General features: G+C 59.7%; 11 protein-coding genes. 4 read left to right on the plus strand and 7 right to left on the minus strand.

The features are described from left to right. Window positions 1-808 precede the first annotated feature (808 nt). The 3 genes from QCE73_RS12410 to QCE73_RS12420 all read right to left on the minus strand — a co-directional run bounded on the left by QCE73_RS12410 (window position 809) and on the right by QCE73_RS12420 (window position 6,227). Window positions 809-1,639: a hypothetical protein gene (locus tag QCE73_RS12410; protein WP_309881433.1), complete on the minus strand. Its 831-nt coding sequence runs from the start codon at window positions 1,637-1,639 to the stop codon at window positions 809-811. 222 nt (window positions 1,640-1,861) lie between these two features. Further along, window positions 1,862-3,634, minus strand: coding sequence for a hypothetical protein (locus QCE73_RS12415; protein ID WP_309881435.1), 1,773 nt, complete (start codon window positions 3,632-3,634; stop codon window positions 1,862-1,864). 1 nt (window position 3,635) lies between these two features. Beyond that, window positions 3,636-6,227, minus strand: a complete 2,592-nt coding sequence (locus tag QCE73_RS12420; RefSeq protein WP_309881437.1) for a hypothetical protein — start codon at window positions 6,225-6,227, stop codon at window positions 3,636-3,638. Between the two features lie 355 nt (window positions 6,228-6,582). Between QCE73_RS12420 and QCE73_RS12425 the strand changes: the two genes are divergently transcribed. Further along, on the plus strand, window positions 6,583-7,386 hold the full coding sequence (locus QCE73_RS12425) for a GIY-YIG nuclease family protein (protein ID WP_309881439.1): 804 nt from the start codon (window positions 6,583-6,585) through the stop codon (window positions 7,384-7,386). Window positions 7,387-7,464: 78 nt separating this feature from the next. On the opposite strand, the gene QCE73_RS12430 is transcribed toward QCE73_RS12425, so the two are convergent. Next, on the minus strand, window positions 7,465-8,097 hold the full coding sequence (locus QCE73_RS12430) for a hypothetical protein (RefSeq protein ID WP_309881441.1): 633 nt from the start codon (window positions 8,095-8,097) through the stop codon (window positions 7,465-7,467). 937 nt (window positions 8,098-9,034) lie between these two features. Here QCE73_RS12430 and QCE73_RS12435 point away from each other — a divergent pair. Both QCE73_RS12435 and QCE73_RS12440 read left to right on the plus strand, forming a co-directional pair. Then, window positions 9,035-10,264, plus strand: coding sequence for a replication-relaxation family protein (locus tag QCE73_RS12435; RefSeq protein WP_309881443.1), 1,230 nt, complete (start codon window positions 9,035-9,037; stop codon window positions 10,262-10,264). A gap of 59 nt (window positions 10,265-10,323) precedes the next feature. Next, complete coding sequence (locus QCE73_RS12440) at window positions 10,324-10,653, plus strand: single-strand-binding protein/primosomal replication protein n (RefSeq protein WP_309881444.1); 330 nt, start codon at window positions 10,324-10,326, stop codon at window positions 10,651-10,653. 301 nt (window positions 10,654-10,954) lie between these two features. Here QCE73_RS12440 and QCE73_RS12445 read toward each other — a convergent pair whose 3' ends face one another. The 3 genes from QCE73_RS12445 to QCE73_RS12455 all read right to left on the minus strand — a co-directional run bounded on the left by QCE73_RS12445 (window position 10,955) and on the right by QCE73_RS12455 (window position 13,027). Beyond that, on the minus strand, window positions 10,955-11,584 hold the full coding sequence (locus QCE73_RS12445; RefSeq protein ID WP_309881446.1) for a hypothetical protein: 630 nt from the start codon (window positions 11,582-11,584) through the stop codon (window positions 10,955-10,957). Window positions 11,585-12,376: 792 nt separating this feature from the next. Next, the gene (locus tag QCE73_RS12450) at window positions 12,377-12,568 is read right to left on the minus strand and encodes a hypothetical protein (protein ID WP_309881447.1); all 192 of its coding nucleotides are present in this window, start codon (window positions 12,566-12,568) and stop codon (window positions 12,377-12,379) included. 42 nt (window positions 12,569-12,610) lie between these two features. Then, window positions 12,611-13,027 (minus strand): hypothetical protein, encoded by a 417-nt coding sequence (locus QCE73_RS12455; protein ID WP_309881449.1) that lies wholly within the window; start codon window positions 13,025-13,027, stop codon window positions 12,611-12,613. 712 nt (window positions 13,028-13,739) lie between these two features. Here QCE73_RS12455 and QCE73_RS12460 point away from each other — a divergent pair. Continuing rightward, window positions 13,740-14,861, plus strand: a complete 1,122-nt coding sequence (locus tag QCE73_RS12460) for a hypothetical protein (RefSeq protein WP_309881451.1) — start codon at window positions 13,740-13,742, stop codon at window positions 14,859-14,861. Window position 14,862: the final 1 nt, after the last annotated feature.

Consider the following 14,862-nt stretch of genomic DNA (forward strand, 5'->3'; position numbering starts at 1 on the left):
GATGGAGAAGCGACAACTATGAACTAGCCAGCGACAATTACACCCGTCGACCGGCCAGAATAGTTGTCGCTGACCGGCCGTGCCGCTTGACGCTGTCTACCCAGACCAAAGTATCGCGGCACGGTGTGCTTTCCGGGCGTTATCGGGCGACGCGTGCTCCATGTTGTGACGGACAAGCCAGTTGTACGCGTGTCGCTCCCCATCCTCTTCATCAACAGGCGACCAGTGTGTCCCCGACCAGCGAAACAAAATACCGCCTTCGTGTGCGTATTGGCCGCTGTCAACTAGCGCGGCGGCGTAGGTATGGGGCGCAAATCGTTTGCCGGTCATACGCCTCCCACGACATGCTCAGCGAGCCAAGCGTCAACATCGCATTCGCGCCAGCGCAGCAGCCGCGTGCCCGGAATGTGTAGCCGCGGTGGCACCGCCAAGGGGTTTCGCTGAAGGTCTTTTTTAATCGTCTCTGGACTGCGCCCAAGCAGCGCAGCCAGTTCGTCCAGGTCGAGTAGTTTCACGTTGGTCCCAAAGAACCGGTTTCTCGGGACACGCGAGGGTCGTTCGATGCCAACACGTGCCGTTACGTGCCAAGAGATGACGTAACGGGACGTGTAGAGCGGCGCATTTATATCGAATCTTGGAAAATGTCTAACCCAGCACGATGCATCGGCTGCCCCAAGCGGGATGCCGAGCGCGACGCGCCATCCTCAGCGGCACCACAATCGGCATCCATTGCGAGCACCCCGAACCGGCGAAGGCATAGCAGCACACCAGCGCGGAAGCACTCGTATGTCGTCGCGCGTAGTGTTGCCTAAAGCGACAAGGCGTCAGCGCAATTCAGGAGATGAGCAAGCCGACGCGGGTCGGCCTTTCCAAGCTGGCAGAACTTGAAGATGGCGCGCTCAACATCTACCGGCCGCCACCGACGCTTCGCCGTGTCTGCGTCGGTCCAGAGCCAGGGAAGCCCCGCATCAATGCCCGCATTCAGTTGCGCGGAAACATTGCTGAGCACCTCGCACCAGGCTCGGAACGCTTCTTGGTTGCGGGTGTCTCTGACACTGCCTATGTGCAAGAACGACGCGCCCCTGGACCATGGGGAGAGCGAGAGCCCTTTGTAAAGTTGGGTGTCCAACACCCCGCTTTGCTCGGGATACCGGCCAGTGACGACCTTGCTGGCGAAGGGCATACGACCGAGTTGACATATGCCGTCAAGCGCTGCGAGCTTCTGCCCCATGTTGGAGGTCGCGTCCATCCTCGTGAATGCATCTTCTATCGCCGAGAGACTGGTGCCCGGCTTCGACCTGAAACCAAGCAGATGGCGTTCCGTGCGCACGAGCGCGAGGCCTGGGCTCATGCTGAAAAAGCCCCAGAAGATTTTAGATGTCGTGCCGAGGAGTTTGTTGACGGGCTCTGGGTCATTCAGCAGTTTCCTGTGGTACTCATCCAGCGCAAAGTCTGTGATAGCACCATTCGGGAGCACCGGCGCAGCCCACACATCCTTTGCAAGCGGAAAGGGCGTCGGATTCGCGGACAATTGCATGTGCGCGTTCGGGTAGTCATACTGATTGCGCAGGATGATGAGCCGGCGGACATCCTCGGCAGTCAGCAGGCACTCTTCCGCAAGAAAGGTAGCTCTAAACATGGCGCGCCTCCAGTGATTGAGGCGGCCGAGTCTATAGAACCGGCTGGCAAACATTCAATAGTTTTTCCAGGCCGCCGGAAAATAAAAATTGCTACAAATTTGGGCGAAGTCTTTCCATTCAACGGTGTTTGTAAACCGCCCAGAACGCCGCTATGGGCGTCCGAGCCCCATGGTCGACCTGGAGGCTCCGTAACCCATTTCCTAGTCAAGCACGCGCGATTGTCACTCGAGGGCGAGTCGGACGACACTGGATGCGAGGAACTCGGCCGCGCGCCGGCGGCCTTCGAGTGTCACTTTGAAAGCAAGCGCACCATCGCCCGTTTCGTTCTTTTCGAGCAGGCCGGCCTGCGTCAGAAGCAGCATCGCGCAGCGTAATCGGTCCGTCAGAATGGGCGGCCTGAACGTTGTCTGGCGTTCGAAGTTGAGCTCAAGGCCCTCCTCGCCGGGGACGAGAATGTAGCGCTCCCGAGGATTGGTCGGCTCCGCTTCGGCCCGCTCGCGAACCACCCTGAAATGCAGGTTGACGACGAAGTCCCGGACTATCATTGAAAGGAACTCTTGGGCCGGGCGGGAGGCGTATCGATTCGCCAGCTGGGCAAGCCGGTGCGGTGTAAGGCGGTCCCGTCCGTCGGCCAGACGATACGCTTTTTTGCCGTCCCAGTTGCGCGCCTCGACCGCGCAATAGGTCAGCGCGACGAGCGCCTGATAGGCGGCTTTTCCCGCTTTGTCCATCCTCTGCTTCGAGGTGGCCTGTAGCTCATCGAAGAGCGTTGGGAGGCTCTTGAGGCCTGGAGCCGCACCCTTGGCGGCACCGGCTTCGTACAGCGTCTCGGCGGCGCCCTGCCGACCGCTCCATCGCTCAAGCCAGGCGCCCAGTGGTTCTTGCACACTTGCCTCGTTACACGCCAGGGCAGCAACGGCTTCAGCCACTTGCTGGATTCGACGCGCTCCCGAACCTATAAGGCTGCGGGTCTTGAGCTCGGTCAAGCGCAGGAGCGTCTCGAGCGCCAGCTTGAGATACTGCCGGACCTGGAGGCTTGCCCATACACCGAGTGCGTCCTCAAGCTCGACGGTATCAACCTTGGTGCCGTCAGGGGCGAGCCCGCTTCCCATAGCATGCCGTACCATGGCTTCCGGAACGAAACCCTTGGGGGCGCCAGCATCCTTCTCTGCGGCAATAATGGCTCGCAAAGCGAGCGTAATACCCTGGTGACGCCCCTTCCATTCCGCGCTCAGATTTGGCTGAGCATCGGGCAACGGAAAGTACTGTCCGAGAAATGCTTCCTGCTCCTTCGCATGCACCTTATCGAGGCGCAGCAGCGGGTACAGCTCTGGCACGCGGGTCGGCATAATCAGAAGGTCTTCCGGGTTTTCGAGCCATCTGACCAGCTGTCGCGTGCTTCCGGGGTCGTTACTCTCGGAAATCTCGTGCTCAAGGTGCGCGGCAAAGGCGTCGGCAAGCGCGCCGCCGGGATGAGTCAGTCTGTAGAACCCTTTGATTTCATCAACGTCGTACGCGAGGAAACCCAGGCCGTTTATGATGCTCGGCCTGTACTGGGGTGCAGTCATCAGGTAGGCGCCGCGCGCCGTGTTGACTTCACCCGTCTCGTCTTTCTTTCTCTTCTGCTCCTTGCTGAGTATTTCCGCGAGCCTCAACGTGACGGGCTCACCACCTTCGGGCCATTCCCGGTCGGTGCCCGGCAGGCCGCTTCGTTTCGAACGGTTGCACCACACCAGCAGCAGGTCAATTTTCTCCAAAGCGCCAGCGCAGAGCTCGCGGCGTTCCGCGGCCTTCTCCCGCGGTATCGCGAGGGCGCGCTCACGTGCCAGCCGAACCATCCAGCACAGGGCCGAGTAGACCCGGATGGAATCTGCAACATTGTTGATGCCAAAGAACATCGTCCGGTACAGGGCCATGTTCGCGCTTTGCAGGCCGAGCGGGTCGATGATGGTCGCCGTCTTGGCGCGGGTCGTAAAGACAGGGCTGACGTGCATGTCACTTGTTCCAGTCGATGTACAGGTCACGCGACACTTTGAATCCTTGAAGCTTCGCGTGACGGATTCCCGCGAAGACCGGCTTCCCACAGGTCGAGTGAATCGTCGCCCGGTGTGTCTCGAGCGCTCTCACTTCACTGGCCCCCTGTATCGACTCTCCATTGCAGTGCGGGCAGCCCGGTTTCTTCGACGTCTGCAGCTGCTGCGGAATCAGGCCGAAAATCTTCCCCTTGGGGGGCGGCTTCGCCTTCAATTCCAGCAGACACGCAAGGATACGTTGGTAGCGAGGATTGGGCGGTGAGACTGTCGGGGCACCGCCGAAAATGGAGCCGACCATCTGTTCCAGCTCCTCCTGCATTGTGAGTCCAGCGACGATTTTTGCCGCGTGCGCGCGCAGCCGCCCCCGTGCCTGCTCCGGCACAAACTCGAATGGGTCGTCTTTACGGGTCGCTTTGGCGATAGCTGTATGCCAATCATCGAGCGTCAATTCTCGAAGCGCAAATGACTGCATCATCTCCTTGAGCGCACCCGTCGCGAGTCTGGAGGAGACGTCCAGGGCGCAGCACGCGAACGTGCAGAAAACCGAGAGCAATCGCTCTCGGTTGTCATCGTCGTAAGCATAGGCGGTGTACTGCTCCAGCCAGTCGCGAAGCCCATACGGGTCCGTCGCGACATAGGCCGGCTCTTCGGCGCTCTGGTCGGGCACCGATGCACCTCCGGCTGCCATCATATCGACGTAATCCTCAAGGACTTCGGCGGCGGCTTGCGCCACCACCGCCGATACGATGGGCGCGGTGGCATCTTTTTCGAGCGTCTTAGGGAGCTTTTCAAGCATCGCATCCCATGCCTTCTGCTCCTCCGGTTCTCCCGGTTTGTCCTTGCCGCTCTCCTTTTTCTGCGAATCCACAATGACAAGCTTGCTACGAGGACCGCCTGCGAGCGCCGAATTCGACAGGATGCGTGTGGTCAGCTTTTTGAACGCGGCTGCCATGGCCTGTTCCGCGGTGAGGGGAGGCACGCCAAGCTCGGGCTCGTCCCGGGCACTCCATTCGTTGGCGGCGCGCGGCTCGATGCGCTTCTGTTCGGACGGCTGCAACTTGGTTGCTTCGCCCTTCTTCGACCCAGTTTTTGTCTCGTCGCCAGGCTTCGTCTTAGGCTCCGGCTTGCGGTGCAGAACGCTCGCCATCCAATTGAGGATAGGCAGCAGGTCCCTGTCATCGGGTCGAGCTCCCTGGCGGATACGTCTGCCGGCACGGGACAGTGCCTTTTCCACCGGGTTTGCGTCGAGTTCAACCTCGATGTTCAGCCAGCCCGTCACAGTGAAGTCACCCGCCTGAAGGCGCAGCCGCCGCGCGCCTTCTTCATCGGCGAGCGTCTGGACAGGCGCGACAAACGAGCCGTCTTCCTGGATGAGCACCCCTTCAATGGGGCCACATTCAAGTTCATCATCACGCCATACTTCGAGGGTGGCCAGATGGTCCTCCGGGCACGGCGACACTGTGCCCATGATGGTGCCATCGGAGTGCCATTGCGCGTCGAGCGCCGGCGCCGCGTGGCCGAGCTCGGGCGACTTAAACACGCAAGCCTCGAAGTTGGTGTTCGCGAGGTCGTCGCCTTCCAGCGCCTTCCAGTCGAATGGCGGCTTCTCGAACTTGCGCACGAGCGAAAGCTCGACGTTCTCAAGGCCGAAAAGGCTCTGCAGGGTGGCGTTGACCGAACCCGTCATCACCATGCATCCGGAGGGCGCCCGCACATCGAAGATTTTTGCGTGGGGAAAACGGTTCAGGTCCTTGGGTTCCGGCAGGACCGGCACCACGAAGCGCGTCTCCGGGGGCAGGTTGTGAATGGAGTCGACCCGAATCACGTACCCCTTGTCCACAAGCTGCGCACCCAGGGAAATCTCCGGCACACCGCATAGCCCGGCCAGCTTGCATACCGCCTCTCCCTTCGGGTCGAGGTACGGGCCGTATACCGTCAGCGTGGCTGCAGCAGGTAGCTGTTCAAGAACCAGTTTCGCAAACTGGTTGCCCGCTGGCGCGTTAAGGGTGTGGATGAGCCAGGCGGTTGGGCTCTGGCGGGCGACAGCAGGCGCAGCGGCTGCGACTTCGCGCGCACGCCGCGCGTAGTACGTTAAGCTGGCGGAGGCCTTGGCGGACAGTCCCGAAGTCTGCGCAAACACCTCAGCGAACGCCGCGAAGGCTTCGAACACCATCGGGTGCTCGAGCGCATTCACGGAGTCAAGCACTTCGAGGTTGGAATTCTGTCCGCGCGTTGTCAGATTCCCGCTACCGACCACGAGAACGTCATCGCCTGAGCCGCGCTCGAGGTAGGCAATCTTCGGGTGGAAGAATCCGCCCGATGCCTGTCGGACCGGGATGACGCGATAGTAGGTCCCTGCATACAGACTCGACGTCTCGTCCGTGGACTTGCATGCCTCACGAGAGTCGACGAGGAGGTCGACCTTATGGCAACCAGAGACCCTAAGCAAGGGCAGGCAGAAGGACTCAAACCAGTTGGCGCTGAAGGTAAACGTCGTGAACATCGCGCGGCGCGGCCGCGCCTCGTCGATGATGGCCTGTAGTCTCGTCTGCATGCTCTTCCCCGATGGCCGCTTCGATGCGGCCTTTTTATCGCGCCGCCGTGATTTTAGACTTCGGCAATCAAGGCGTCATCTCTTCCCGCTGCCTCTGAACCATTAGGCTCTAGCCGATTTACCCCCGATTTTTCGGTACCGCCACCGACAAATTTAATTGGCAAGGAAGGGTTTGGATACCGGCAAAACGCTACAGACCTTCTAACAATACGAAAACTCGCAGTCCCCGGGAAGAACGTCAAAGTTGCAGCAAGTGTGCATTGCGTCGGGATGACCTGCGTCGCACCGCAAAGTGCTCATCCGCGCGCATTGGACATATACACTGTCTCCCCACGCACTGCACTGGAAGAGTCCAATGAACAGACTGCTCGATGTCGGCTTCCAGGTGGCCGGCCACTGGTTTCTCAATGACGGAGTGCTTCGCATGACCGTCCGGCAACACGGTGAACAGCGAAACATTCTCTATGCTTTCGTTTGCGACGGGGATGTGAAATATGTCGGCAAATCAACACAGACTTTCAGAAAACGCATGGCCGGCTATCTGTCACCGGGTCCAACGAGTACGACCAACATCCGCAACAATAAGCGTATCCGCGAACTGCTTGCGAACGGCGTTGCCGTCGACGTTTATGTCCTGCCCGACAATGGACTGATGCGCTACGGGGCGTTCCACCTCAACCTCGCCGCAGGTCTCGAAGACAGCATCATCGCGGAACTCGCGCCGGAATGGAATTTCAACGGCCAGCGCCTGCCCGAAGACTTGACCCGGCTGCGCGAAATAACGGACAGGGGACCAATGACTGGGCCATCAACGGATGAGCTAGAAACCGGCGTGTCGGAGCCCGAGCCCACCGCGTCGTTCCAATTCGCGTTGCAGCCAACGTATTGGAACCAGGGCTTTTTCAATGGCGGCGTTGCCTCGTCGGCGTTGCTCGGCGCTGATGGAGACACCATCGAGATTTTCTTCCGTGACGATGCACAGCCCATCCTCGGTACGATTAACCGGACAGCAACCGCTAACGGGTCACCGCGGATATTCGGGGGTCCCGCGCTGCGTGGACGATTTCAGACGCTGCCGCAAATGACGCCGATGGTCGTCGAGGTCCTGTCTCCGACATCCATCAGGATTCGAGCGACAACTCGGGAGCCAGCGGCATAGGTTCCAAACGACAACCACGACCGCTCGGAGGGATGACGGAGAAAACGGACGTCAGGCGCCGTCTCGGCGCCAGCGTCATTACTGGCCTCGAACTGTGGCCCATCCCTTTGCCTGCAACGCCTTGAGCAGGCTGTCGTTGCCCGAATCGACAACTTCACGGACACGCTGCCAGCGCTTGTAAACAGGCGTGTCACGGAATTTCCCACTCGGCGCGCATCCGTAATGTCCGGCCTTCACCGCGGTAGTCGCTGAGGCGATAGCGGCGACTACCGCGTCAAGCGGGTCGCCTTGAACCCTGCCGGCGACGGCCAATTTCTCGAGCGCTGCACCGAGCGCGTTAGCCTGCGCTGCGTCGATGCCGCGGCCTGCCTCGGAAACGAGGCTGCCTGCGTCCGTGAGCAATTTCAGCGCCTCTTCTAGCCGCCACCGCGGGTCACGTTCGCGGCCTTCTCGCGCGCGACGCTCCTCTTCCGCAAGCCGACGCGATTCGTCAGCGGCTTGCCGTGCCGGCAAGACAACCTTGTTTTCAACGTACGCAATTTCCTGTGGCGACAACTTGACGGCTAGGTCGGCAGGAATATCGAGGGCGTCAGTGGGCAAGCTGCCAACGAACTCTTGCGTGCAGTAACCGTGTTGATTGCCTTGGGCGCCCTTACGGACATATCGCGAGCGGTACAGTGAGAAGAGGTTCTTGCGTTTCTTTGCGTGCATTTCGTGTTTCCACGGGTTAGGGATGCACGGTATAGCGACGCGTGACAACCGGTTGGTAACACGGAGTGCGCCTAAAACGCATCCTGCGCGCGTGGCGGTCCTGCACGGTGGGCATCGCCTCCCATGGAAACGCGTATCTCCGAGTCACGTAGCGAGGGAACCCTCGGCATCGGTTCGTGCGTCAACTACAAAAACGCCCGGCCTGATGGCGCCGGACATGCGCGTTCCGGTGAACGAGCGGGCGGACGGCGCGGCGTGCAGCCGCGGCCATCGACGAAAGTGGCGGCCGCGTGTATGGGTCACGGCGGCATTGGGTGCAGGGTTATGGGAGAAAAGTTGCTCGCGACCGGGACCGGCAAGGCGGGGCGAACCCCGCCGCCGGCCCAGCGCATGTGTGGCCTTGTGAACAGGTGCAAGCGCAATAGCGCGTCGCACGGTATCGGCGCGGGGTCCCTGCGCTGCGTCGACGAGACAGTTGACTACGCGGCGCGGGGCAGCCGGGAAAGCACGGCATGCTGAGAGAACAGTTGGTGTCGCCGACCATGAAGAGCGTGTGGCATCGGAAAAACGGTATGGGCGGCGGCGGGGTTCGCACCGGCGCAGCCGGTCGGGAAGAACCGTCGCCTTGACGGACGTCGCGACGAATACATCGGTGCTGCGCGCCCCAAGCGCGCAAGGCTGGTCGAGGGGAAGAGACAGTTGACCACTGCCCTCGCCCGGCCGGGCGACGAATCGCCGAGCGCACAAACGGATATTAGGCGCACATGGTGGGCAGTGTTATGGAAGCTGGTTGCGCAGCGTCGCTATAGAAGGTACCGCCACCATGTGCGCCGACGAGACAGGCGACAGAACAGCGGCATCGCAAACGCCAACTTTCTGGAGCACAGAAATGCGCCCGACACACGAAGTACCAAACGCTGCCTCCGACGATACGAGCATGAGTATCGCGCAGACACACGCGGCAGTCACCACGAATACCGTCGTTGACGACGCCGCGACATCGTCTCACGTACCCTGCGCTACCAAGCGCGCACACCATGGGTCACATGACGCGGCAGCCGTTGCGACACTCGACGGCGCCCCTGAGATGCTTCCGGCCGCATCCGCGGGACATGTGACTCGGAATCCCGCGGCTCGAAAAATCGACCGCGGCTTGGTTGCCCTCGTGCCGCCCAATGAGCTCCGCTACGCCATTCGCTTTCGCGCCTTGTCGCTCGCGAACAGGTTTCGCGTAATACGCACGATTGACGTCGCCATCGCGTGTTTTCCAGAGCGTCCCTACAAGGCCGCGTTGTCGGCCGCGCAGCGCGCGATGCGCGCTATGACAAAAGAGAAATTGCTGCTCCGCTATCGCACCGACCGCTTCCAACACGTCTATGGACTGACCGTCGCCGGCGCGCGATGGCTTGACGAAAACGGTGTCGACTCCACTCCGTCCGTGCGGCGCGTTGCTGACATGTCGAATCCGGAGCATAGCCTGTGGATGCACTTCATCACGCTCGCGTGCGAAGCACGTGGCTTGATGTCGCGCACGGAATCGGAAGCGCTCCAGCACCTAAACCACGACCGCCCGGAAGGTGCCGCCGTGCGGCAAGGATTCGTCACGGTCCTCGCCGGCAGCAAAAAACGCGTTCTCCGCCCCGACGTCATTTCTTACGAACCTGACGGCGTGACCTGGCATGAGATTGACCGCAGCAAGCGTGGCGCGGACCGGGAGGCAGCGCTCGCCGCGCTCGCGCGACACGTTGGAAACAAGCTCGTTACCGGTGACGTACTGAGGCGCGTAGTTGTTCAGTCAAAGAACGAGCGCATTCTAAAGCGAGCTCTCGCCATCCTCCGTGACCACGTGAAAGCATCGGACCGACCGCACGCACCGACCGACAGGACGTTTCGCGAAATTGAAGAAGGCGTCTTTGAGGTCTGGGCGGAGCTAGAGCAGCAACATTCTGACGGTCGCATTGGCATTGAAAATCGGCGCGTCGGACACGTCGTCGTGCAGCTCATTCCGACATGGCTGCCCAAAGTCCGCCTTGACGCGAAGAACAGACATCCTCTGACCGGCTGGCTTAGCGAAAATTATCTGCCATACCACCGACCAACCTCGCTCGGTCCATGGCCACGCCCTAAGTCGCCGCTGCGCTCACCGCCCTCGGAGGGCACTTTGTAGGCGTCGCTATATAAAGGGATGGGAGGTCGCTCCCATCTTCAATCGATTGAGGACATACGATGCAAGCATTTGGAAATGTGGCGACGGCGCCGGCTCGGAAGGAAACGAAGTCGACAGGGAAAGGATATTTCGAGTTCCGGATGTGCGAAAGTCAACGCGGCACCGACGCGGACCCGACGTGGTACACGGTGCGCGTAATGAAGGACGCAGACCCGGGCTTAGCAAAAGGTGACTTCGTCAAAGTCACCGGCAAGCTGAAGGCAGACTTTTACCTCTCACGCGACGGCAAGGCCACGGGAACGCTATTGGTTATCGCGTTTGAGGCAGCGAAGATTGCGAAGCCCACGGCCGCCCCGGTTGCTGTCGCCGAAGCAGCAAAAGAAGCATAGAAAGACTGATTTCAGCCACTCCGTCGGAGTGGCTGCCTCTTTCTAGCAACGAAAACATGGCTCGCGGCTGCGTCCAGGATATGGACGTCTCGATGACGGCTGATGTAGTCGACCAATCCGTCCTCAAACTCCGGTGGTCCAGGTGACAGAGTAGCCGCGAGACGGTCATTGAACTGGCTCGTCGATATCCAAGTTCAACCTTGCGCACACTGGATACGCCTGAGAAGCGGACCGAAAAAAGGGGTTCGCATGCGCGAACCCCAAATCAATCAATTTTCCCCAATACTATGAGGCGCTGCGCTCAGTGAACGGCGTTACGACCGACATTTGCGCAGGCTCCTTGCTCACGCGAGACCAAGGTGACTTTAGGCATCACAAACGTCACGCTCGCCCGTTCGGGCGATGCCCTGCCATCAAGCGGCTTTTTGACCTCGATTGCCCTTACTCGCTCGAGAACGTATTTGCCTCCCTCGAAGATATCCTTCAAACCAAGCTCATGCCCCTGCTGACGGTGTCGCAGCACCTCCGACACGGTTTCCCACGGAACCCTGGCCCCTATCAGTACCGCAGCCTCCTCGTCTTGTCGTCCTAGGGAGACCTGAATTGGCTGACTATGCAGAGATTCAAGCAGGCCTATGACTGACGGTTCATACAGGGGCAAGATGAACAAATGTCGGAAGACTGCGGCGTCAACACCAAAGATTGCGTACGTTCCACCACCGCCAGTCGCGACTATGCCGAGGCTCATCTGACATTCGCCGTTGGTTTCGACCAGCTTATCGTACATCTCGCGGTGGATATCGCCACAGAGATACCAACCACCAACCCGGCCCCGGAGCGTTAGACGCGACGAAAGGCTTTCGCCGACCTCTTCCGGGCTCATCACTCGTCCTGCGCTGATAAGAACTCCCTCTACGATGTGCGGCTTCATTGTATTTCCTCAATTGAACGCGTCGGTGCATCGGTCCAGTTGGTACCGATGCAAAGCAGTATTCGGATTCGCATCAGAGGTCTCCCTGCTGGCGTATTGCCACGGTCCTTAGAAGCCTGAGAATTGTTCGGTAGCTACCTCTTCCCATTTCAAGGCGAATATTTCTCGGACCTAAACTTCGTCTTTGCTTTTGAAGAGCGACGCATGCGCGAACAACGTCTGCCGCCGTGATGCCCTTTCTTCCTCTCATCTTGATGACCTCGCCGTGAATCGACCAAGCAGCGGTCGTGACAAGACGTGTAGTCACCAATTTCGTAACCGGTTATTCGTGTGCTTTTGGAGGCGTTATCTGATGATGTGTCGAGACAACAAGGCGGTCGTAATGCAGCCCGAGGTTTACATCCTGTCGCTCCTGTCGAACGCCTAGGTATGTATAGAAAAACAGGCTGTATGCGTGCACATGCCCTCCGCGCTGCGCCTTATATGGCGAGGCTTTCGCGGTACTGCACTTTTCGCAGAAAGTACAGTAAATTTGGGGCCAGAATATTGTGAAGAGTTCTCCAATCCGGCGAAAAGTCGTGAGAAATCTGTCACGGGGCACGTGCATATCACAGGTCGTCGAGATTGGCCTTGACCGCACGGTTCACCGACTTCAAACGAGACTCCAGCAGCGACTCGTCACTGCCGCCGTACACCCGAACGAGCGTCGCGACGCTCAGCTCCTCATCGAGTTCATCCCAATGCAGGCCTCTAAATGTGCATCAAACGCGGCCCGCACCCGCTTCGACTCCATCAGCGTGGCGTTGCGCGCGCTACGTACGTGTACTCGTCGAAATGCAGGGTGAACTGCTCGACCATCGCGTGCACGTCTCGCTCATTCACGTGAAGCCGCTGTGCTAATTCCGGAATCGTCATCCGCATGTATTCAACAATGCCTTTTCGACCGCGTGTACCGCGCAGGTAGATAGCATTCAAGATGAGCATGGCCAAAGAATCGAACCCCTTCGCGCCGTTGCGCTCGCTCCCCTACAGACAGAAAACCTCCGCTACCAGCCGCGGCCATGCCTTTCTCAGCCTCGCAGGCACGATGAACGGCTCCGTCAGTGGCTCTCCGTCTTCGATTTCGCCGACTGTCATCGTCGGTTCGCGCCAAAGGGAGCGGTCCATCAGTACACGCTCAAACAGCAGCGACCAGCGGCCATGCAGCAGTTCGGGCGAGCAGCTTGCGACATGAGCGAAAAGGTCAGCCGACTGTACCGACCAAGGCGCCGCGCCCTCGGGATGGTCGTCGGCAATACGGTCGGCAACCGCGCGGTCAAGCCATTCCCGCAAACTCAGTCCCTCCTTCTGCGCCGAAAGAAGTGCTGCGACTATCACGGCCGGCGATAAATGCAGGACGGTACGAACGCCGGGCGATTTCGTGTCAAGCGATGCGGCATCCATATAGATGGACTCCCTAGTTGATTAGACTTGCCCAGGATGGACCAGCGTTGGCGGTTATGCACGCAGTTTCCATTACCAAATTCGAGGGGTGACTACACGTGTTGCGTCCGGCCAGAACCGGCCGGAGCATTCATGTGAGGTCATCAATGAGAGGCAGAAAGGGCATATCGGCCGCAGACGTCGTGCGCGCCTGCGTGTCGCTGAAAAAGCAGCGAAGGAAGCTGGGGCCGATGAATGTGCGGCTCGAACTGGGCAAAGGCAGCTATAGAACGATAGTCCGGCATCTGCGCCTCCTTGCCATCCGAGAGGAGGGCAGATAGGCGGTATGGCGACACTACCGCTGTAATTCAGGGGCAGGGTAACAGCCCTGCCCCTTGCCTGGGCGTTGATGCTTTCAGCGTGTGTTGCTCATTTTCCGTGGAGCCGTCGCCGTATCGGGCATGAACACCTGTTGACCCGTCGGACGCTCGTCTCGTATATTTGCATCCGAGACCAAACACTCGGAAGCGTCCGACATTGACCCCCGTCGGATTGTTCGGTCTCTTTGGGTGGCGTGGAAGGTAGCAGGGAGTTCCAACGCCGTGCGTCCCATTCGGCCCTACGGGCAACGCAACAGCTACGAGCAACTCGAGTCTGGAATCAATGACTCGAATTCCTCTGGTTCCCGCGCGAAAGTGCCGGAGCTTAACTGTTGACGTCCGTTGAGGTCGCTATGATGTATTTCAAACATTCAAGAGTTCCCACTCGGGCCGCCGAGCGCTGCAACGAACTCCTCCTCAAATTTTTTCCCGACGCGGTTGGCAAAATCCCGCCGAAGGATTTCACCGCCTTTGTTCTGTGCGCGCTCGATTCGTGGCGCGAGATGAGAACGTCTTGGGCAAACGCAGAGCCCCCGTCGCAGCTCGACGAAGATGACGAGCAACGCTTCGTCGCTGGTCGCATAGAGCAAAATGCGCGAGCGCTACAGTTCTTGACGAAGCGCGGTATCCCGGCGAACGCGGGCCTCGTAGCACAGTTCGTTCGAGAGTGGCAGCCTTCCGCACGCAATCCCGACCTGGACGTCCAAAACTACTTCGCTGCTCAAAAGCGCGGCGGTACAGGCTGTGAGCGGAATTGTGAGTTCGTGATGGGGTTCCGCCGCAAGACCTCAAGTCTTCCGACCGAGGAAGAGGTGCGGCTCATCATCGAGAATGTTCACTGGGCGGCGCCGACCTGGGCCGAGAGAATTCGCATGAGAGCGGGAGAACTTGCGTGCAACATCATTGCCCGACTCAAGGAAGACGAAAAGGCTGAAATTGGCTTTCGCATCCTTCGCGCAGTCTCTCTCTTTGACCCGTTCGCGAAGGCCCGGCTTGCCCGACTCCTGACCATTGGCTGGAACCGCAAAAATCGCCTGCAGGCATGGGACCTCGTCATGGAGGCAAGCGAAGAGGATTTTGATGACAATCCTTGCGTGGATTTGATTTACGCTGAACTGGCAGACGCGGCGGCGACCCTCGCCGGCTCGGACGCTTCGCCCAAACAGGTCAGCAAGGTCATTCGCATCTTGGAACGCGCTGCCGACCGTGGTTACTGGAAAGCTGCCCTGTACCTCTCTCACTATTATTCCGACCCCTCCGAGGTTTGCGAAGGCGACGACCCTGAGGGGTTCTATTCCAATAAGGTCGCGCCCGACAAGGAAAAAGCGCGGCACTACCGTCGCGTCGCCAAACAGTATCCCAACGCCGAGCGCGAACTCGCCGTGGCCGTGGCTGAAGCCAAGCTCGCCTGTGAAAAGGCGCGCATGGAAACGGACGCTGCCCGTGACGGCGGCGCGGGCAAGGAGGACGCGTAGC

The sequence above is a fragment of the Caballeronia sp. LZ029 genome (assembly GCF_031451275.1).
Classification (GTDB): domain Bacteria; phylum Pseudomonadota; class Gammaproteobacteria; order Burkholderiales; family Burkholderiaceae; genus Caballeronia; species Caballeronia jiangsuensis.